Here is a 21,070-nt window from a genome sequence, read left to right as displayed (position 1 = left end):
CGGCCCGGATATCCGGGCCCAGGAACCCAGTCCCCGGGGAGGTCAGTCGCCGGAGCGGCCGCCCACGCTGGGGGTGTTCTTGGAGACCGTCATCAGGAACTCGGTGTTCGACTGGGTCTTCTTCACGCGCTCCAGGAGCAGCTCGAGCGCCTGCTGCTGGTCGAGCGCGCCGAGCACGCGGCGGAGCTTCCACATGATGGCCAGCTCCTCCTTGCCCATGAGCTCCTCCTCGCGGCGGGTGCTCGAGGCGTTGACGTCCACCGCCGGGAAGATGCGCTTGTCCGCGAGGTTCCGCGAGAGGCGCAGCTCCATGTTGCCGGTGCCCTTGAACTCCTCGAAGATGACCTCGTCCATCTTGGAGCCGGTCTCCACCAGGGCCGAGGCGAGGATGGTCAGCGAGCCGCCGTTCTCGATGTTGCGGGCGGCGCCGAAGAACCGCTTGGGCGGGTACAGCGCCGAGGCGTCGACACCGCCGGAGAGGATGCGGCCCGAGGCCGGGGCGGCCAGGTTGTAGGCGCGCGAGAGGCGGGTGAGCGAGTCCAGCAGCACCACCACGTCCTTGCCCATCTCCACGAGGCGCTTGGCACGCTCGATCGCGAGCTCGGCGACGATCGTGTGGTCCGACGCAGGGCGGTCGAAGGTCGAGGCGATGACCTCGCCCTTCACCGTGCGCTGCATGTCGGTGACCTCCTCGGGGCGCTCGTCGACGAGCACGACCATGAGGTGGGCCTCGGGGTTGTTCGTGGTGATCGCGTTCGCGATCTGCTGCATGATGATCGTCTTGCCGGCCTTCGGGGGCGCGACGATGAGGCCGCGCTGGCCCTTGCCGATCGGCGAGACCAGATCGATGATGCGCGGGGCGATCGCGTTCGGCGCGGTCTCCAGGCGCAGGCGCTCGTCCGGGTACAGCGGGGTGAGCTTGCCGAAGTCCACGCGCTGCTTCGCCCGGTCGGGCGTGAGGCCGTTGATCGTGTCGACCTGGAGCAGCGGGGCGTACTTGCCCTGCTGGTTGCCGCCGCGGTTGCGTCGGTTGCGCCCGCCGCCGCCCTGCTGGGGCTGCTCCTGGCGCTGCTCCTCGCCGTCCTTGGGGGCGCGCACCAGGCCGGTGATCGCGTCGCCCTTGCGCAGGCCGTTCTTCCGCACCATGTTCATGGAGACGTAGACGTCGCTCGATCCGGGCAGGTAGCCGGTGGTGCGCACGTAGGCGTTGTTGTCGCGCACATCGAGGATGCCGGCGACGCTCACGAGCTCCTCGCCCTCGCGCACCTGCTCGTCGTCGCCGCCCCCGTTGCCGCTGCCGCCGCCGTCCTGCTGCGGGTTCTCCCCGCCGTTGCGGCCCTTGCGCTTGCGATCGCGCGAGCGGTTGCGGGAGCGGCGGTTGCGGCCGTCCTCGGAGTCTCCGCGGCCGCCCCGGCCGCCCTGGTCGTTGCGGCTCATGTCGGAGTCCTCACCCGTGCGATCGGGCAGCTCGATGTCCTCGAGACGGGGGCGCGAGCCGCGCCCGCCCTGATCGCCGTGGTCGTTGCGGTCGTTGCTGTCCTTGCGGTTGTCGCGGTCCTTGCGGTCCCCGCGGCCCGAACGGTCGTTGCGGTCCTGACGGTCGCCGCGATCCTGGCGGTCGCCGCGGTCCTGACGATCCTGGCGGTCGCCGCGCTGGCGGCCCTCGCCCTGGTCGCCGTGCTCCTGGCGCTCGGCGCGATCGTTCTGCTCCGCGCGAGCCGGGCGCTCGCTGCGCCCGCCGCGCTCCTGGCGCTCGTCGCGACCCTGGCGGTCGTCGCGGCTCCGGCGCTCCTGGCGCCCGCCCGTGGGGCGCTCGTCCTGCGCGGGAAGATCCAGGCCCAGGTCCAGGACGTCGGCCGACGAGGCCGAGCCCTCGGAGGCTCCGCTCGTCGGCGCCGTGCTCTGCGGCGCGGCGGCGTCTGCTGTCGCGGTCCTCGACGCGTCGGCCTTCGGAGCGGTGCTCGTCGGGGCGCTGCTCGTCGAGGAGGTGTTCTTCGGGGCGGCGGAGCCGCCCCCGCTGATCGCGTCGATGAGCTCGCCCTTGCGGAGGCGACGCGCCCCCTTGATGCCGAGCCCGGCAGCGATCTGCTGCAGCTCGGGAAGCTTCTTCGCCGCGAGCGACGTGCTGTCGCCCTGCGGTGCGGTGGTGTCGTTCACCCAGGTTCCTTCCTGTGGATCGCGCGGCGCGCGTCCGTGATGAGTGCATGAGCTGCGCGGCGACCGGGCCGGTGGACGGCGGGGTTCGCGGCAGTCCTCTCCCCGAGGGCGGCCGTGGCGCACAGCGCACGGAAGCACGCGAACGCGGCGTCGCCGGGGATTCTCTGGGGTACGTCCTCGCCCAGGACCTCTCTGCACCCACTGTGCGGAAGTCCCCGGGCCGTGGTCGCCGGCGCTGGGCCGGGCCGATCACGTCGTCGGACGCGGCTTCAAGGTACCACAGGCTCCGCACCGGTCGATGAGAGTCCGACACGGGCGATGCGCCATGCACGGGGATCGTCGACCACGCGTCGCACGAGCGGCGCGAGCTCGGGCCCCGCACCGTCGATGACCAGCACGGACGGGCCCGCGCCGGAGATCACGGCGGGGTACCCCTCGCTGCGCAGCACGCGCACGAGCTCGACGCTCTGCGGCATGCCCGGGGCGCGGTACTCCTGGTGCAGGCGGTCCTCGGTCGCGGGCAGCAGCAGCGACGGGTCGCTCGTGAGCGCGTGCACGAGCAGAGCGGCCCGGGCCGCGTTGAAGGCGGCGTCGGCATGGGGCACGGTCTCGGGCAGCAGCGAGCGCGCCGCGCTCGTGGCGAGCCGGGCCGTCGGCAGGAGCACGACAGGGTTGATCGTCGGCTCCTGCGCGGCCCCGCTCCCGCTCTGCGCGGTCCGGACGCCGCGCGGCGCACGGCCGCCGGGCGCCGCGAGGTCGAGGCGCTCCGCGCGGGCGCCGACGCGGTCCGTCCAGGAGAGGACCACGCCGCCCAGCAGCGCCGGGGCGGCGTTGTCCGGGTGGCCCTCCATCTCGGTCGCCAGATCCAGCAGCACCTGGTCGTCGAGGGCCTCCGGCTCGGAGACCAGGAGGCGCGCGAGCATGAGCCCGGCGACTGTCGCCGCCGCGCTCGAGCCCAGGCCGCGCCCGTGCGGGATCCGGTTGCGGCAGTGCAGGCGCACCCCGGCCTGCGGGGCGCCCGCGTGGTCGAGGCCCCGGCGCAGGGCGCGCACCACGAGGTGGTCCTCCCCTGCCGGGACGTCGCCCGCACCCTCCCCCTCGACGGTGACCTCGACCGGACCGGTGGTGGCCTCGAGCTCGAGGTCGTCCACGAGGTGCAGGGCGAGACCCAGCGCGTCGAAGCCCGGTCCCAGGTTCGCGCTGGTGGCGGGCACGCGCACGCCGACGCGCTCGGTGGTGATCCTCATGCCGGGCGGCTCACAGCCCCATCGCGTCGGCCGCGGCCTCGACGTCGACCGGGATGACGGTCGGGGTCAGGTCCTGGCGGGTCAGCGCGGTGTCGATGTCCTTGAGCCCGTTGCCGGTGACGGTGATCGCGATCGTCGCGCCGCGGGGCACGAGCCCCTTCTCCGCCTGCTGGAGGAGACCGGCGACCCCAGCGGCCGAGGCGGGCTCGACGAAGATGCCGACCTCGCCCGCGAGCAGCGCCTGCGCATCGAGGATCTGGTCGTCGGAGACGGCGTCGATCAGGCCGCCCGAGTCGTCGCGCGCCGCGACGGCGAGGCTCCAGGAGGCGGGTGCGCCGATGCGGATCGCGGTGGCGACCGTCTCGGGATCGGTGACCGGGCGACCTGCCTTGAAGGGCGCGGCGCCCTCGGCCTGGAAGCCCCACATGGCGGGGGCGGAGCCGGTGATGCCCTTGTCGCGGTACTCGGTGTATCCCATCCAGTAGGCGGAGATGTTCCCCGCATTGCCCACGGGCAGGACGTGGATGTCCGGGGCCCTGCCGAGCGCGTCGCAGACCTCGAAAGCGCCCGTCTTCTGCCCCTGGAGCCGGAAGGGGTTCACGGAGTTCACGAGCTCCACGGGGTGGGCGGCGTCGAGCTTGCGGGCGATCTCGAGGCAGTCGTCGAAGTTGCCCTCGACCTGGATGAGCTTCGCCCCGTGGACCACGGCCTGGGCGAGCTTGCCGGCGGCGATCTTGCCCTGCGGCAGGAGCACGGCGCACGTGATCCCGGCGCGCGTCGCGTAGGCGGCGGCCGAGGCGCTGGTGTTGCCCGTCGAGGCGCACACCACGGACTTCGCGCCGTCGGACACGGCCCGGGACATCGCGGAGACCATGCCGCGGTCCTTGAAGGAGCCGGTGGGGTTCATGCCCTCGACCTTGACGTGGACGTCCGCCCCGACCGTGCGGGAGAGGGTCGGCGAGTGCACGAGGGGCGTGCCGCCCTCGCCGAGCGTCAGCAGGGTGTCCTCGTCGGAGAACGGGAGGTGCTCGCGGTACTCGGCGAGCACGCCGCGCCACTGGTGTGCCATCGGGTCATTCTCCTTCGAGGCGGATCACGGAATCGATCGTGAGGACGGCCCCGGAGCTGTCCAGGTCGTCCAGGGCGGAGTCCATCGCGGACTCGAGCGCCCGGTAGGTGGCGATGCCGATGCGCGCGCGCTCGGGCTCGCCCTCCTCGGCCGGCTCCGTCTCCTGGTGGATCGTCGAGATCGAGATGCCGTGGGAGGACAGGGTGCCGGCGACCTCGGCGAGCACGCCGGGCTTGTCCTGCACGGTGAGGGAGACGTAGAAGGCGTTGCGCAGCGCGTCGACCGGGATGATCCCGAGGTCCGCGTAGCGCGACTCGCGCGGGCCCACGCCGCCGTGCACGCGCTGGCGGGCGACGGTCACGAGGTCGCCCAGGACCGCGGACGCCGTCGGCGCGCCGCCCGCGCCCTGCCCGTAGAACATGAGGGAGCCGGCGGCCTCGGCCTCGACGAACACCGCGTTGTAGGCCTCGGACACCGAGGCGAGCGGGTGGCTGTCGGGGAGCATCGCCGGGTAGACGCGCGCGGAGACGCGCTCCTCGCCCTCCTCCTCGACGCGCTCGACGATCGAGAGCAGCTTGATCGTGCGCCCCATGCGGGAGGCGGCGGCGATGTCGGCGGCGGTGACCGTCGTGATGCCCTCGCAGTGCACGTCCTGCATGCCCACGCGGGTGTGGAAGGCGAGGGAGGCGAGGATCGAGGCCTTCGCGGCGGCGTCGTGGCCCTCGACGTCGGCCGTCGGGTCCGCCTCGGCGTAGCCGAGCTCCTGGGCGCTCGCGAGCGCGTCGTCGAAGGTGGCGCCGGTGCGGGCCATCGCGTCGAGGACGTAGTTCGTGGTGCCGTTGACGATGCCGAGCACCTTGCCGATGCGGTCGCCCGCGAGCGACTCGCGGATCGGTCGCACCAGCGGGATCGCGCCGGCGACGGCCGCCTCGAAGTGCAGGTCCACGCCGTTCGCGTCGGCCGCCTCGTAGAGGGCGACGCCGTCCTGCGCGAGCAGGGCCTTGTTCGCGGTCACGACGCTCGCGCCGTTCGCCATGGCCTCGAGCAGCAGGGTGCGGGCCGGCTCGATGCCGCCCATCAGCTCGACGACGATGTCCGCGCCCGCGATCGCGGAGGCCGGATCATCGGTGAGCAGGGACGCGTCCACGTGCTCCCCGCGGTCCTTGCCGAGGTCCGTCACGGCGATGCCCGTGACCTCGAGCGGCGCGCCGATGCGGTGCGCGAGCTCGTCTCCGCTGGTGCCGATGACGCGCAGCACGTCGGCTCCGACGGTGCCGGCGCCGAGCACGGCGACACGCAGCGGGGCGTGGTCGGGCAGGGGATCAGTCATCAGTGGTCCTTCCGCAGAATCCGGGCGACGACGGGCGATTCCAGCGTGGCCAGCGGGCTCGAGGGCCCCGCGGGCTCAGGAAACTGTATCCAACTCCGAGACGCGAACGCGTCGCCATGTGTCCGTATGCGTCGTGCGCGGGGCGCCCGTGGTGGGTCGCTCCCCTCAGCCGACGTCGAGGGCGAGCAGGTCCTCCTCGCTCTCGCGACGCACGAGGGTGCGCCAACGGCCGTCCTTCACCGCGACCACCGGGGGCCGCGGCACGTGGTTGTAGTTCGAGGCCAGCGAGTAGCAGTAGGCGCCGGTCACGGGCACCGAGACGAGGTCCCCGCGCTGCACGTCGGCGGGCAGGTACTCGTCCTTGACCACGATGTCGCCGCTCTCGCAGTGCTTGCCGACCACGCGCACCACCTCGGGCGGGGCGTCGGAGACGCGGCCCGCGAGCAGGCACGAGTAGTCGGCGTCGTACAGGGCGGTGCGGACGTTGTCGCTCATGCCGCCGTCGACCGAGACGTAGACCCGGTGGTGCGGACCGCCCAGTCGGACGTCCTTCACGGTGCCCACCGTGTAGAGGGTCTGTGTCGAGGGCCCGGCGATCGCGCGCCCGGGCTCGAACGCCACGTGCGGGACCTCGAGCTCGAGCTCGTGGCACTCCTTCTCGATGATCGCGGCGATGCCGCTCGCGAGGTCCTCGGGCGTCGAGGGCGTGTGCTGCGTGTTGTACATGACGCCGAAGCCGCCGCCGAGGTCGAGGTGCTCGATGGTGTGCCCGAGCTCCTCGCGGACCTGGGCGACGAGGTCGAGGACGCGGCGGGCGGCGACCTCGAAGCCGCCGACGTCGAAGATCTGGGAGCCGATGTGCGAGTGCAGGCCGACGAGGCCCAGCTCGGGGCTCGCGAGCACCTCCCGCACGGCCGTCAGGGCGTCGCCTGAGGTGATCGAGAGGCCGAACTTCTGGTCCTCGTGGGCGGTCGCGATGAACTCGTGGGTGTGCGCCTCGACGCCGGTGGTCACGCGCAGCATGACGTGCGCCTGCACGCCCAGGTCCGACGCCACGCGCGCGGCCTGCCGGACCTCGGCGAGGGAGTCGATGACGATGCGGCCGACGCCCGCTTCGAGCGCGCGGGCGATCTCGCGGTCGGACTTGTTGTTGCCGTGCAGGGCCATGCGGTCGGCAGGGAACCCTGCGCGCAGCGCGACGGCGAGCTCGCCGCCGGTGCACACGTCCAGGCCCAGACCGTCCTCGTCGACCCAGCGGGCGACGGCTCCGCAGAGGAACGCCTTGCCGGCGTAGTAGACGTCGGCCCCGGCGTGGGGGGCGAAGGCCGTGGTGAAGGCGGTGCGGAAGGCGCGGGCGCGCTCGCGGAAGTCGTCCTCGTCCAGCACGAAGGCGGGGGTGCCGACCTCCTCGGCGAGGGTCGTGGCGCTCACGCCGCCGATCTCGAGGGCTCCGTCCGCGTCGCGCACGCAGGTGCTCGACCAGAGTCCCGGGATCAGGGCGTTGACATCGGTGGGGAAGGGCAGCCAGGTGGGCGCGGCGTCGTTGCCGTGCAGTGCTCCTGCTTCATGGGCTCGCATCGCGCGTGGCCTCCTGGGTCGGGCATCGGACATCGGGCGTCGGGTCGGGCGTGCAGGGCGGTCGGCCTCTCCGGCCGATTCCCGGGGCCCGCGCATCCGCGCGAACGCGGGCGCGGTCCCGAGGAGGAACACTATGCGGCGCGGTCGCCCGCTCGCTGGCCGTGTCCACGCAGTGAGGAGCGGCGCACCCGTGCTGCGGTGCGCGCCTGCCGCCAGGGCCCCTCCCGCCCTCTGCGCGCCGGGTGCGCACCGGGCGGCGAAGAGAGGTCCACGCATCCCGTCGTGCACTCATCGGTCCTGGTGAGGGGACAGATGCCGAGGACATGGCGCCGTCGCGGACGGGTCCCCGGCGGGCGATCGCGACGCGCGTCGCGGAGCCATCGCGGGGTCTTCGTGACCCCTCTCACTTGATAGCCTGACGGTGTCGTCCCCCCATGTCAGGAGGCCCCTGTGGCATCGCAAGAACTGCACGATCTGGTGGTCGTCGCCAACCGTCTCCCGGTCGACGCGAAGACCCTTCCCGACGGCGCCACCGAGTGGGTGACGAGTCCCGGCGGTCTGGTCACCGCCATGGAGAGCGTGATGCGGAACGTCGACTCGGCGGCCTGGGTGGGCTGGGCCGGCTCCCCGGGCGAGGCGCCCGAGCCGTTCCGCGCCGACGGCATGGACCTGTACCCGGTCTCCCTCGACGCGACCGACATCGAGAAGTACTACGAGGGCTTCTCCAACGCGACCCTCTGGCCGCTGTACCACGACGTGATCGTCGACCCCGCCTACCACCGCACCTGGTGGGACACCTACGTGAGCGCGAACCGCCGCTTCGCCAAGGCCGCGGCGGCCGTGACCGCGCCCGGCGGCACGATCTGGGTGCACGACTACCAGCTCCAGCTCGTGCCGGAGATGATCCGCTCCGAGCGACCGGACGTCCGCATCGGCTTCTTCAACCACATCCCCTTCCCGCCCGTCGAGCTGTTCAGCCAGCTGCCCAAGCGCAACCAGGTGCTCCGCGGGCTGCTGGGCGCGGACCTCGTGGGCTTCCAGCGCGAGAGCGACACCCTGAACTTCCTCGCATCGGTGCGCCACCTGCTGGGCTACCAGGTCGACCAGCGCACCGTCACGGTGCCCGGGATCGGCGCGGTCGAACCGCGCGACGTGATCGCCGGGACCTTCCCGATCTCGCTCGACACCCAGGCCGTCACCGAGCTGACCGAGGATCCGGAGATCAAGGAGCGCGCCCGCCAGCTGCGCCACGACCTGGGGGATCCCGAGAACGTCGTGCTGGGCGTGGATCGTCTCGACTACACCAAGGGCATCCGCCACCGCCTCAAGGCCTGGGGCGAGCTGCTGAACGACGGCTCCATCGATCCTCGCGAGACGGTTCTCGTGCAGGTCGCCACGCCCTCGCGAGAGAGGGTCGACGCCTATCGGCAGCTGCGCGACGAGGTCGAGCTGACCGTCGGCCGCATCAACGGCGACCACGCCCCCATCGGCCGCCCGGCCATCTCCTACCTGCACCGCTCCTTCAACCGTCGGGACATGACGGCTCTGTACATGGCGGCCGACGTGGTGCTGGTGACCGCCCTGCGCGATGGCATGAACCTCGTCGCGAAGGAGTACGTCGCCTCGCGACCCGACCTGCGCGGCGTGCTGGTGCTCTCCGAGTTCGCCGGCGCGGCCGACGAGCTGCGCGCCGCACTGCTGGTGAACCCGCACGACATCGACGAGCTGAAGTCCGCGGCGCTGCGGGCGCTGAGCATGCCGGAGGAGGAGCAGGAGGAGATGATGACCTCCCTGCGCCGGCAGGTCCTCGACCACGACGTGCAGTCCTGGGCGAAGCACTTCCTCGACGAGCTCGAGGCCGTCGGCGAGCCCGCTCCCCCGTCGGCCCCGATCATCCGTCTGTCCGGGGACGAGACCCCGGATACCGCGCAGCTCGACGCGGCGCTCGAGGCCTTCGCGGACACCCCGCGGATCCTCGTCGCCTCGGACTTCGACGGCGTGCTCGCACCGATCGTCGCCGACCGCGACGCCGTGCAGGCGAACCCGCGCTCGATCGGCGCGCTCCGGGAGCTCACGGAGCTGTCCGGGGTGAATGTCGCGCTCGTCTCCGGTCGGGCGCTCGAGGATCTGCAGCACCACGCGGGCATGCCCAGCTCCGTCGCACTCGTCGGCTCGCACGGCGCCGAGGTCGGGGCCCTGCCGTCGGACCTGCACGCCGACGTCATGGACGCGGGCACGATGACCATGGACGAGACCCGGCAGAACCTGCGCGACTCCATCGCGCGCCGCCTCCAGCACATCGCCGACCAGCACCCGGGTGCGGAGGTCGAGGTCAAGCCCGCCTCCGCCGTGCTGCACACGCGCAATGCGAAGGGGCGCGGCGCGGGCAACGCCACCGAGGCCGCGCTCGAGTTCGCGCGCGGCCTCCCCGACGTCACCGTCACGCCGGGCAAGGAGGTCGTCGAGTTCTCCGTGGTCGACTCCCACAAGGGCACCGCCGTGCGCGCGCTCGGCCGGGCCGCCGCGGCCGACGCGCTCCTCTACCTCGGCGACGACGTCACCGACGAGAACGTCTTCGCGATCCTCGAGGACGGGGACCTGGGGGTGAAGGTGGGCGACGGCGACACCGCCGCCGCGTTCCGCATCGAGGGGACCGACGCGGTCGCCGATCTCCTCGAGCGCCTGCTGGAGCTGCGCACCGGCGAGGAGTGAGGTCCGGGGCGCGCCCGCGTCTCGCACCCTCACGCAGGAATCCCCGGCCGGTGACCTCGAGAGGTCTCCGACCGGGGATTCCGTCGGTGCCCGCGACAGGATTCGAACCTACGACCTTCTGCTCCGGAGGCAGACGCTCTATCCACTGAGCTACGCGGGCGGACCTTGACAGTCTAGCGCGAGGACCCCGTCGCCCGCGCCCCGAGCCGGGTCGCGCGGCGCGAGTGAGGCACAGGTCTCAGACGGCGAAGCCCGCGGGCAGCGGCAGCTGCGCGCCGTGGAGCACGGCCGAGGGGTCCGCGGCGATCTGCAGGCCGCTCGGCGAGGCGCCGCCGCGCACCAGCAGGTCGCCGACCGCGGCGATCATCGCGCCGTTGTCGGTGCACAGCCGGATCGGCGGGATGCGCAGCTCGACGCCCGCGGCGTCGCAGCGCTCCTGGGCGACGGCGCGCAGCCGCTGGTTCGCGGCGACTCCCCCGACGATGACCAGGGTGTCGAGGCCCTTCTCCTGCACGGCGCGCAGCGCCTTGGTGACGAGGACGTCCACGACGGCCTGCTCGAAGGAGGCGGCGATGTCGGCGACCGGCACCTCCTCGCCCGCGCGCTCGAGGGACTCCACGGTGCGGGCCACGGCCGTCTTCAGCCCTGAGAAGGAGAAGACGTACGGCTGGTCGCCGGGGCGCAGCATGGCGCGGGGGAAGGAGAAGGCCTCGGGGTCCCCGCCGACGGCCGCCTTCGAGATCGCAGGGCCGCCCGGGTAGCCGAGGCCCAGCAGTCGCGAGACCTTGTCGAAGGCTTCGCCGGCGGCGTCGTCGAGGGTGTCGCCGAGGTGCTCGATGGGGTCGGCGACCAGATCTTTCACGTGGAGGATCGAGGTGTGCCCGCCGGAGACGATGAGGATGATCGACTGCGCGGGCAGCGGGCCGTGCTCGAGGGTGTCGGCCGCGGCATGCCCGGCGAGATGATGCACTCCGTACAGCGGGACGCCGAGGGACCAGGCGACGGACTTCGCAGCGGCCAGTCCCACGTGCACGGCGGTCGCGAGGCCGGGTCCGGAGGTCGCGGCGACGTGCGTGATGTCGCGCAGCTCGACGCCGGCGTCGTGCAGGGCGATGCGCAGGGTGGGGACCGCGGCCTCGAGGTGGGCGCGGGCCGCGATCTCGGGGACCACTCCCCCGAACTCGGCATGCTGGGAGGCGCTCGAGGCGAGGCCCTGGCCGAGCAGGACGCCGTCGCTGACGATGCCGAAGCCGGTCTCGTCGCACGAGGACTCGACACCCAGGACGACGGGGACGCCGCTCACAGGACTCCTCCGTCAGAGGTCGCGGGGATGACCGCGCTCAGCGAGGTCACTTGAACAGCGACATCGGGTTCGAGTAGGTCCCGGACTCGTCCATCTTCGCGAAGTGCAGGTGGCAGCCGGTGGAACGGCCGGTCGAGCCGACCTCTCCGATGACGTCGCCCTGCTCGACCTTCGCGCCCACGCTCGTCTTGAACGAGGAGAGGTGGTAGTAGCCGGTGATGACGCCGTCGCCGTGGTCGATCTTCACACGGTTGCCCGAGGCCGAGTTGTGCTCGACGGCGACCACGGTGCCGGCGGCGGCGGCGCGCACGTCGGTGCCGCAGGCCGCGCCGAAGTCGACGCCGTCGTGCATGATGCGCGTGTGCAGCACCGGGTGGACGCGCTCACCGTACGGGGAGGTGATCCGGGCGTTCACCGGGTGGATGAAGCCCTCGTCGGACTCGCCGCCGAGGGCCTCGATGGCCTCCGCGTTGGGCGAGGTCTCCACGGAGAGGTCGCCGGTGGCCTCCTGCGCGGACGAGGAGGTCGACGCCGCGTCGGCGTCGTCCGCGTCGGAGCCCTCGGCGGCCGTGGCGATGGAGACCGGGGCGAGCTGTGCGCTCGCGGCCTTCGCCTGCGCGGCGGACTGGCCGCCGTTGATGGTGGGCAGCGGAGCGGACTGGCCGCCCGCGCTCGCGGACGCGAGCGGGAACGCGATGGTGGCGGTCGCGAGCGCGCCGAGCACGCCGACCTTCAGCACACCGGCCTGCACTGCCGAGTCACGATGGGAGGCGCTGCCTGTGCGCAGCGTCCGGACGTGTGCCCGGCCGAGGGCGCGATGATTCGCCACGATGGAGCTCCTGGAGGGGGGTCGGAGACGCAGAGTCCTGGTGAGTGCCCGGGGTGCGACGCCGGACGGGGAAGGACGCGTCGCCGAACAACGCGGTCCAAGCTACCCAGGTCAGAGAGGTCCGACGTCACGGGAAGCGACCTCATTACCGAACCTTTGCCCCGCCCCACAGGCGGGTAAAGACCCTTGACCCGCCGCGCAGGACGCGTGTCGTGTCGGTCACCTCGGCGCACGGGCGCCGGACCGGGCGTCAGGCCGGACGTCAGGCCCGGCTGCGCTGCATGACGTCCTTGACCTCGCCCACGAGCTCCTCCAGGACGTCCTCGAGGAACACGGCGCCCACGCTGCGCGAGGTCGGGGCGTCGACGCGGGCCAGGTGCGCGCCGTTGTACTGCATGGCGCGCAGGGCCTCCTCGATCTCGTCGTCGTCGGCCACGGAGACCACGGCGCGCACGATCCCGGGATGGATCGGCCGGTCGTAGTCCTCCTCGGGGGCGTCGGCCGGCAGCAGCACGTCCTTGAGGTGGACGTACCCCACCAGATCCCCCGCATCGTTGCGCACCCCGATGCGGCTGAAGCCCGTGGTCGCGACGATCTGCTCGATCTGGCCCGGAGTGACGTCGTAGGTGACGGTGACGACGTCGGCCATGGGCACCATGACGTCCCCCGCGGTGCGGTCGGAGAACTGGATGGCGCCCTGCAGGAGCCCCTGCTCGTCCTCGAGGAGCCCCTCGCGGCGGGACTCGTCGACGATCGCGGAGATCTCCTCCGCGGTGAAGCGCGACTCGACCTCGTCCTTGGGCTGGACGCCCAGCAGTCGCAGGATCATGTTCGCCGTGTGGTTGAGCACCCAGATCACCGGGGTGAACACGCGCGCCACGAGCACGAGGGGCGTGGCGAGCACGAGCACCGCGCCCACGGGCACGGCGATCGAGATGTTCTTGGGGACCATCTCGCCGAACACCACGTGCAGGTAGGAGGCGATGAGGAGGGCCACCACGAAGGCGATCGGGTGGGTGAGCACGGCGGGCACGGAGAGATGCTCGAGCAGGGGCTCGAGGAAGTGCGCGATCGCGGGCTCGGCGACGGCGCCCAGGGTGACCGAGCAGACAGTCACGCCGAACTGGGCGGCGGCGAGCATCACGGAGACGTGCTCGACGGCCCACAGCGCGGTCTTCGAGCCCGGCCGTCCGGCCTCGACGAGGGGCTCGAGCTGGCTGCGGCGGGCGCTCATCACGGCGAACTCGGCGCCCACGAAGAAGGCGTTGCCGAGCAGCATGGCCAGGCCCAGGACCAGGGCGGCGGTGTCGCTCATCGGTGGTCCGCCTTCCGCTCGTCGGCGCTCTCGTCCTCGTCGTCCTCCTCGCGGCGCACGAGCGCCGCGGGATCGGTGGCCCTCAGCCGCACCTGGTCCACGCGCCGCCCGTCCATCTCGACGACCTCGAGGCGCAGGCCGGAGACGTCCACGACGTCCCCTGCGGCGGGGACCCGGTGGAGGCTGTCCATGACGAGCCCGCCCAGCGTGTCGTAGTCGGCGGACTCGGGCACGCGCACGCCGAGCTCCCGTCGGATCTCGTCGGGCCGCATGAGGCCGCTGACGCTCCAGCCGTCCTCGCCGTCGGGCAGGAAGCGCTCGGGCTCGTCGTCGTCGTGCTCGTCGCTCACCTCGCCGACGATCTCCTCGATGACGTCCTCGAGGGTGACGATGCCGGAGGTGCCGCCGTACTCGTCGACGACGACGGCGAGCTGCGCGCCGACGTCCCTGAGGTCGATCAGCAGGTCGTCCAGCGGCACCGTCTCCGGCACGCGCGGGATCTCGGCCATCAGCTCGCTCGCGGGGGTGCGCGCGCGCTCGGGGCGCGGGACCGCGACGGCCTGGCGCACCTGGACGACGCCCACGATGTCGTCCTCGCCGCCGTCGGTGACGGGGAAGCGGGAGTGCCCCGTGGTGCGGGAGAGTTCGAGGACCTCCTGGGCGCTCGTGTCCGCGGCGACGCTCACCATCGCGCCGCGGTGGGTGAGCACGTCGCCCGCCTCGCGGTCGCCGAGCTGGAGGGTGCGGGAGAGCAGCACTGCGGTGCCCTCGTCGAGGGTGCCGGCGCGGGCCGAGTGCCGCACGAGGGACTCGAGCTCCGCGGGCGAGCGGGCGGCCGAGAGCTCCTCCTGGGGATCGATGTTCACCAGGCGCAGCACGGCGTTCGCGGTCGCGTTGAACACGGCGATCAGCGGCTTGAAGAGCATCGTGAAGCCGTGCTGGATCGGGGCGACGATGCGGGCGGTGCCCATCGGGGTGGCGATCGCGAGGTTCTTGGGCACCAGCTCCCCGAAGATCATCGAGAACGCGTAGGCGATGATCATCGCGACGACCACGGAGACGGGGACCGCGACGTCCTCGCCGAGGCCCGCGGCCCGTGCGAGAGGACTGAGCAGTCCGGCCAGCGGGTCCTGGACGGCGAAGCCGAAGAGCAGGGTGGTGATGGTGATGCCCAGCTGGGCGCCGGAGAGGTTCGTGGAGAGGTGCGTGAGGGCGTGGAGCACGCCGCCGGCGCGCTTGTCCCCGCCGTCGCGGGCCTTCTCGACCGTGTGGCGGTCCAGGGCCACGAGCGAGAACTCGGAGGCGACGAACACCGCCGTGCCCAGCGTGAGGACGATCCCTGCTGCGAGCAGGATCCAGGTCATCGGGTGATCTCCCCACGGGCGGGGAGGGCGCGCATCCGCGGCACAGTGTCCGTCCGGGTGCGCGCGCCGGTACTCGGCACGGGCGAATCGCTCATAGTGGCACCGAGTGTATAGGAGCGCGTGCGCGCGGGCGCAGGGAGCGTCCAGGGTCCGACGGGGCCGTGTGCAGGACCGCGCGGATACAGTGACGCCATGTCGAAGCCTGCCGAGACCGAGAGCGCGAGCCGCCCGACCCGCGTGGTCGTCGTCGAGGACGAGCCCACCATCACCCGCGCGATCGCCGACCGCCTGACCGCCGAGGGCTGGGAGGTCTCGACCGCGCTCGACGGCCCCTCCGGCGTCGCCGCCGTGCGCGAGGCCGCGCCCGACGTCGTGGTCCTGGACGTGATGCTCCCGGGCTTCGACGGCCTCGAGGTGTGCCGCCGGATCCAGGCGGAGGACCCGGTCCCCGTGCTCATGCTCACCGCGCGCGACGACGAGACCGACATGCTCGTGGGCCTCGGCGTCGGGGCCGACGACTACATGACCAAGCCCTTCTCGATGCGCGAGCTCGTGGCGCGGCTGAAGGCGCTGCTGCGCCGGGTGCGCCGCGCCTCGTCGACCCCCGACGTCGGGACCGGGGGCGCCGGCGAGGCGGCCGCCGTGCTGCAGCTGGGCGACCTGGTCATCGACCGCGCCGCGCACCGCGTCACCCGTGCCGGCGCGCCCGCGCACCTCACCCCCACCGAGTTCGATCTGCTGCTGTGCCTGGCGAACGCGCCCGGCACCGTGCTCACCCGCGAGCAGCTGCTCGCGGACGTCTGGGACTGGGTCGACGCGACGGGCACCCGCACGGTCGACTCCCATGTGAAGGCGCTGCGCCGCAAGCTCGGCGCGGACCTCGTGCGCACCGTCCACGGCGTCGGCTACGCGCTCGAGCTGCCGGACGACGAGGACGAGCCGGAGCCCGACGGGCTCGGGGCCGACGGGTCGGGGCGGTCCTCCTGAGACGCCCGAGCCGCGCGGCGGTCCAGGAGTCGCTCGAGAACCTCGAGGTGCGGCCTCTGGACCAGCTGCGCTCGTTCAAGGTCAAGCTCGGCGTGCTGGTCGCCGTGAGCGTCATCGTGGCCGTGGTGCTCACCTGGCTGAGCCTCGCCGCGAACCTGCATCCCCTGCTCACCCTGCCGCTCGTGGTGCTCGCGGCGCTCGCGGTCACCCAGGTCCTCGCGCGCGGCATGACCTCCCCGCTGCGCCAGATGACCCGGGCCGCGCGCGCCATGGCCCGCGGCGACTACTCCCAGCGCATCGAGGCCTCGAGCCGCGACGAGGTGGGCCAGCTCGCCGAGGCGTTCACCCGCATGGCCACCGAGCTGCAGGTCACCGACAAGGTGCGGCGCGACCTCGTGGCGAACGTCTCGCACGAGCTGCGCACGCCCGTGGCGGGGCTGCGCGCCCAGCTCGAGAACATCGTGGACGGGGTCACCGACCCCGATCCGGCCGCGCTCGAGGTCGCGCTCGGGGAGACCGAGCGGCTCTCCGACCTCGTCGACGACCTCCTGGACCTCTCGCGGATCGATGCCGGCGTGATCGACATCGACGTCGAGCAGGTCGCCCTCACCCCGTTCCTGCACGAGGCGGTCGACGCCGCGGATCTGGGCGCCCGGGCCCGCGGTCGCGAGCTGCGCTGGGTCGTCGAGGTCGACCCGGCCGACCTCACCGCCGCGGCCGACGCCGCCCGCATCCGCCAGGTCATCGCGAACCTCCTGGACAACGCCTCCCGCCACTCCCCGCCTGACGGCAGGGTGCGCGTGCGCGCCGAGCGCACCGCGGCCGACGACGGCGTGCTCATCGAGGTGCGGGACGAGGGCCCGGGCATCGCCCGCGCCGACCGCGAGCGCGTCTTCGAGCGCTTCCAGCACGGCGGGGGCACCGACGACGGCTCGGGCGGCACCGGACTGGGCCTGGCGATCGCCCGCTGGGCGGTCGAGCTGCACGGCGGTCGGATCCAGGTGATCGACGATCCGCGGCCGCACACGGACCCGGATCGCTCCTCGGCGATACGCCTGACGCTCCCCGATCGCTGAGCCCCGCGTCCGCGGTCGCCGCGGCCTCCGGGGACCGTCGGCTCCGGCCCCTCGCACCAGAGGTGATCTACCCCTCCGTCATCGGTGCGCGGATGCCCACTTCATGGGCGCGGGGACCCCTCCCCTCGGTTAGGGTGGACGAGTCCGCTCCATTCGATTTTCATGAAGGTTGGCGATCGCAGAGTGTCACAGAAGACACCCCTCTCCGATTCCGTTGACGAGGAGCCCGAGTTCGGGCCCAACCAGTGGCTGGTGGACGAGCTCCACGAGCAGTGGAAGGCCGACCCCTCGAGCGTCGATCCGAGCTGGGCAGAGTTCTTCCGCTCACGCACGCAGCAGACCCCGAGCGCTCCCGCATCGTCGTCCGAGTCCCCGTCGTCCTCCGGCGAGGCCTCTCCCGCTCCCGCCGAGCAGTCGGCACCCTCGGAGCAGCCCCCCGCGGCCGCGCAGGCGACGAAGCCCGCGCCCGACCCCGCGCCGGCCTCCACGGCTGCTGCTCCCGCCGCCGAGGAGCCCGCCCCCGCGGCGAAGGCCCCGAAGACCGCGCCGGCCCCGGCGCCCGAGGCGACCTCGAAGCCCGCGTCCGACGGCGCCTCCCGCTCCGCACCCGCCGATGCCTCCCCGTCCGCACCCTCTTCTGCGAAGGACTCCCCTGCCGTGAACGACGCTCCCGCCGCGAAGGTCTCCGACACCTCCGACCGGCCGATGCGGTCCACCACCCCGAGCTCGACCATCCCCGAGCGCGAGTTCACCGAGCCCGTCCCGACCAAGCTGCGCGGCCCGGCCGCCGCGGTGGTGCGGAACATGGACGAGTCGCTCACGGTGCCGACGGCGACGTCCGTGCGCGACGTGCCGGTCAAGCTGCTGTTCGACAACCGCATCGTCATCAACAACCACCTCAAGCGGAACCGCCGCGGCAAGGTCTCCTTCACCCACCTCATCGGCTGGGCCATGGTCGAGGCCATCACCGAGATGCCCGACATGAACAACGGCTTCGACGTCGACGAGAAGGGCAAGCCGCTCCTGCTCCAGCGCGAGGACGTGAACTTCGGCCTCGCGATCGACATGCCCCGTCCCGACGGCTCGCGCTCCCTCGTGGTGCCCTCGATCAAGGCCGCGCAGCAGCTGGACTTCTTCACCTTCTGGGCGAGCTACGAGGAGATCGTCAAGCGCGCCCGCGCCGGCAAGCTCACGATGGACGACTTCACCGGCACCACCGTGACCCTCACGAACCCCGGCGGCATCGGCACCGTCCACTCGATCCCGCGCCTGATGTCCGGCCAGGGCACGATCGTCGGCGTCGGCGCGATGGACTACCCGGCGCAGTTCCAGGGCGCGAGCCAGGCCACCCTGGCCGAGCTCGCGGTCTCGAAGGTCATGACGCTGACCTCGACCTACGACCACCGGATCATCCAGGGCGCCGCCTCCGGCGAGTTCCTCAAGAAGATGGCCGACAAGCTCCTGGGCAAGGATGGCTTCTACGACCGCGTCTTCGCCTCGCTGCGGATCCCCTACGAGCCCGTGCGCTGGATCGCCGACAACCCGCTGCACGACACCGAGGCCGAGAAGCTCGCGCACGTCATGGATCTCATCCATGCCTTCCGCGTGCGCGGCCATCTGATGGCCGACACGGACCCGCTGCAGTACCGCGTGCGCACCCACCCCGACCTCGACGTGCAGACCTACGGCCTCACCCTGTGGGACCTGGACCGCACCTTCCCGACCCGCGGGCTCGGTGGCCGCAAGGAGGCCACCCTCCGCGACATCCTCGGGATCCTGCGCGACGCCTACTGCCGCACCGTGGGCGTGGAGTACATGCACATCGCCGATCCGGAGGAGCGCCTCTGGATCCAGGAGCAGTTCGAGTCACCCAAGAAGCAGTACGACAAGGACCAGGTCACCCACATCATGGACCGCCTCAACGCCGCCGAGGCGTTCGAGACGTTCCTGCAGACCAAGTTCGTGGGCCAGAAGCGCTTCAGCCTCGAGGGCGGCGAGTCCGTCATCCCGCTGCTGGACTCGATCCTCTCCGACGCCGCCCATGGCGACATCGCGGAGGTCTGCATCGGCATGGCCCACCGCGGCCGCCTCAACGTGCTCTCGAACCTGGCCGGCAAGAGCTTCGGCCAGATCTTCCAGGAGTTCGACGGCTCCTCGGGCGGCCTGGGCTCGGGAGACGTCAAGTACCACCTGGGCACCGAGGGCACGTACACCGCCGAGGACGGCACCACCACCAAGGTGTACCTCGCGGCGAACCCCTCGCACCTCGAGGCCGCGAACCCCGTGCTCGAGGGCATCGTGCGCGCCAAGCAGGACCAGCTCGAGCGGGTCACCGACTTCCCGGTGCTGCCCATCCTCATCCACGGCGACGCGGCCTTCGCCGGCCAGGGCGTGGTCACCGAGACCCTGAACCTCTCGGAGCTGCGCGGCTACCGCACGGGCGGCACCGTCCACGTGATCATCAACAACCAGATCGGCTTCACCACGCTGCCGGACTCCTCGCGCTCCTCGTTCTACTCGAGCGACGCCGCGAAGACCACGCAGCTGCCGGTCTTCCACGTCAACGGCGACGACCCCGAGGCCTGCGTGCGGGTCGCCGAGATCGCCTTCGCCTACCGCGAGAAGTTCCACCGCGACGTGGTCATCGACATGATCTGCTACCGCCGGCGCGGCCACAACGAGGGCGACGACCCGGCCATGACGCAGCCGCTCATGTACAACCTCATCAAGGACCGCCCCTCCGTCCGCAAGCTCTACACCGACTCCCTCATCGAGCGCGGCGACCTCACCGAGGACGAGACCGGCGCCCTGGTGAAGAACTTCCAGCAGCACCTGGACCAGGCCTTCGCCGACGCCCGCAACGCCAGCAGCGAGGCCGACCCGAAGAACTCGGTGCAGGGGCTGGACCTGCCCAGCTCGCAGCACACCGGCGAGATCGTGGTGCCCTCGGCGACCGCCGTCTCCGCGTCTGTGCTCGAGCGCATCGGGGACGCCCACATGGCCGCACCCGAGGGCTTCACCGTGTACCCGAAGCTCACCGGCCTGCTCGAGAAGCGTCAGGAGATGTCCCGCACGGGCGGCATCGACTGGGCCTACGGCGAGCTGCTGGCCTTCGGCTCCCTGCTCATGGAGGGCACTCGCGTGCGCCTGGCGGGCCAGGACTCGCGCCGCGGCACCTTCGTGCAGCGCCACAGCGTCCTCATCGACTCCCTGAACCAGGACACGTTCACCCCGCTGCTGCACCTGAGCGAGGACCAGGCGCGCTTCAACGTCTACGACTCCTCGCTCTCCGAGTTCGCCGCGCTCGGCTTCGAGTACGGCTACTCCGTGGAGAGCCCGAACGCCCTGGTGCTGTGGGAGGCGCAGTTCGGCGACTTCGTCGACGGCGCGCAGACCATCATCGACGAGTTCGTCTCCTCCTCCGAGCAGAAGTGGGGACAGCAGTCCTCCGTGGTGATGCTCCTCCCCCACGGCTACGACGGCCAGGGCCCGGACCACTCCTCCGCCCGCATCGAGCGCTTCCTCGTGCTGTGCGCCGAGGAGAACATGCGTGTGGCGATGCCCTCGACGCCGGCGAGCTACTTCCACCTGCTGCGCCGCCAGGCCCGCACCGAGCCCCGCAAGCCGCTGATCGTCTTCACCCCGAAGTCGATGCTGCGCAACAAGGCCGCCGTGAGCTCCGTCGAGGACTTCACCTCGGGCACCTTCGAGCCCGTGCTCCCGGATCCGACCGTGGAGCCCTCGAAGGCCAAGAAGGTGCTGCTGACCAGCGGGAAGTTCTACTGGGAGCTCGTGGCCGCGCGGGAGAAGCAGGGCATCGACGACGTCGCGATCGTGCGCCTCGAGCAGTACTACCCGCTGCCGGAGGAGGAGCTGCGCGAGACGCTCTCCGCCTACCCGGACGCCGACCTCGTCTGGGTGCAGGAGGAGCCTCTGAACCAGGGCGCCTGGGGCTTCATGGCCCTCAACTTCCCGGCCGCCGTGGGGCGTACCCTGCAGGTCGTGGCGCGACCGGCCTCCGCCTCGCCGGCCACCGGGTCCGCCAAGACCCACAAGGCCGAGCAGGAGACCCTGGTCGCGCAGGCACTGCAGAACTGACGAGG

Annotated in this window: 13 protein-coding genes and 1 tRNA gene; 4 read left to right on the top strand and 10 right to left on the bottom strand. The window is 72.0% G+C overall.

The window, feature by feature from the left end; all coding sequences use genetic code 11:
- Window positions 1-42 precede the first annotated feature (42 nt).
- From rho to lysA, 5 genes are all read right to left on the bottom strand, one after another.
- Entirely contained in the window at window positions 43-2,157 is a 2,115-nt protein-coding gene (rho, locus tag M4486_RS02365; protein ID WP_249479377.1) for a transcription termination factor Rho, read from the bottom strand.
- 269 nt (window positions 2,158-2,426) lie between these two features.
- Entirely contained in the window at window positions 2,427-3,404 is a 978-nt protein-coding gene (gene thrB, locus M4486_RS02360; protein ID WP_249479376.1) for a homoserine kinase, read from the bottom strand.
- Between the two features lie 10 nt (window positions 3,405-3,414).
- The gene (gene thrC, locus M4486_RS02355) at window positions 3,415-4,473 is read right to left on the bottom strand and encodes a threonine synthase (protein WP_249479375.1); all 1,059 of its coding nucleotides are present in this window, start codon (window positions 4,471-4,473) and stop codon (window positions 3,415-3,417) included.
- A gap of 4 nt (window positions 4,474-4,477) precedes the next feature.
- A complete protein-coding gene (locus M4486_RS02350; RefSeq protein ID WP_249479374.1) occupies window positions 4,478-5,803 on the bottom strand; it encodes a homoserine dehydrogenase in 1,326 nt (441 codons plus the stop codon).
- Window positions 5,804-5,968: 165 nt separating this feature from the next.
- Window positions 5,969-7,381: a diaminopimelate decarboxylase gene (gene lysA, locus M4486_RS02345; RefSeq protein ID WP_249479373.1), complete on the bottom strand. Its 1,413-nt coding sequence runs from the start codon at window positions 7,379-7,381 to the stop codon at window positions 5,969-5,971.
- A gap of 450 nt (window positions 7,382-7,831) precedes the next feature.
- Between lysA and M4486_RS02340 the strand changes: the two genes are divergently transcribed.
- Window positions 7,832-10,093, top strand: coding sequence for a bifunctional alpha,alpha-trehalose-phosphate synthase (UDP-forming)/trehalose-phosphatase (locus M4486_RS02340; protein WP_249479372.1), 2,262 nt, complete (start codon window positions 7,832-7,834; stop codon window positions 10,091-10,093).
- A gap of 87 nt (window positions 10,094-10,180) precedes the next feature.
- Here M4486_RS02340 and M4486_RS02335 read toward each other — a convergent pair.
- From M4486_RS02335 to M4486_RS02315, 5 genes are all read right to left on the bottom strand, one after another.
- A tRNA-Arg gene (locus M4486_RS02335) sits at window positions 10,181-10,253 on the bottom strand.
- A gap of 78 nt (window positions 10,254-10,331) precedes the next feature.
- A complete protein-coding gene (tsaD, locus tag M4486_RS02330) occupies window positions 10,332-11,396 on the bottom strand; it encodes a tRNA (adenosine(37)-N6)-threonylcarbamoyltransferase complex transferase subunit TsaD (protein ID WP_249479371.1) in 1,065 nt (354 codons plus the stop codon).
- Between the two features lie 46 nt (window positions 11,397-11,442).
- Window positions 11,443-12,225 (bottom strand): M23 family metallopeptidase, encoded by a 783-nt coding sequence (locus M4486_RS02325; protein ID WP_249479370.1) that lies wholly within the window; start codon window positions 12,223-12,225, stop codon window positions 11,443-11,445.
- Between the two features lie 262 nt (window positions 12,226-12,487).
- Window positions 12,488-13,540: a hemolysin family protein gene (locus M4486_RS02320; protein ID WP_249479369.1), complete on the bottom strand. Its 1,053-nt coding sequence runs from the start codon at window positions 13,538-13,540 to the stop codon at window positions 12,488-12,490.
- Window positions 13,537-14,904 carry a hemolysin family protein gene (locus tag M4486_RS02315; protein ID WP_249479368.1) on the bottom strand — a complete coding sequence of 456 codons (1,368 nt, stop codon included), beginning with the start codon at window positions 14,902-14,904 and terminating at the stop codon, window positions 13,537-13,539. Before M4486_RS02315 ends, M4486_RS02320 begins: the two co-directional genes overlap by 4 nt.
- Before the next feature lie 192 nt (window positions 14,905-15,096).
- On the opposite strand from M4486_RS02315, the gene M4486_RS02310 reads away from it, so the two are divergent.
- The 3 genes from M4486_RS02310 (at window position 15,097) to M4486_RS02300 (ending at window position 21,065) form a co-directional block, all read left to right on the top strand.
- Window positions 15,097-15,891, top strand: coding sequence for a response regulator transcription factor (locus M4486_RS02310; protein WP_249479367.1), 795 nt, complete (start codon window positions 15,097-15,099; stop codon window positions 15,889-15,891).
- A gap of 47 nt (window positions 15,892-15,938) precedes the next feature.
- Complete coding sequence (locus M4486_RS02305; protein ID WP_249479366.1) at window positions 15,939-16,967, top strand: HAMP domain-containing sensor histidine kinase; 1,029 nt, start codon at window positions 15,939-15,941, stop codon at window positions 16,965-16,967.
- A 183-nt stretch (window positions 16,968-17,150) separates the two neighbouring features.
- The gene (locus M4486_RS02300) at window positions 17,151-21,065 is read left to right on the top strand and encodes a multifunctional oxoglutarate decarboxylase/oxoglutarate dehydrogenase thiamine pyrophosphate-binding subunit/dihydrolipoyllysine-residue succinyltransferase subunit (protein ID WP_429798316.1); all 3,915 of its coding nucleotides are present in this window, start codon (window positions 17,151-17,153) and stop codon (window positions 21,063-21,065) included.
- Window positions 21,066-21,070 lie beyond the last annotated feature (5 nt).

Origin of the sequence: Brachybacterium kimchii (genome assembly GCF_023373525.1) — a bacterium.
GTDB lineage: Bacteria > Actinomycetota > Actinomycetes > Actinomycetales > Dermabacteraceae > Brachybacterium > Brachybacterium kimchii.
The sequence above is the reverse complement of the archived record's forward strand: the minus strand, read 5'-3'. Positions and strand labels throughout refer to the sequence as shown.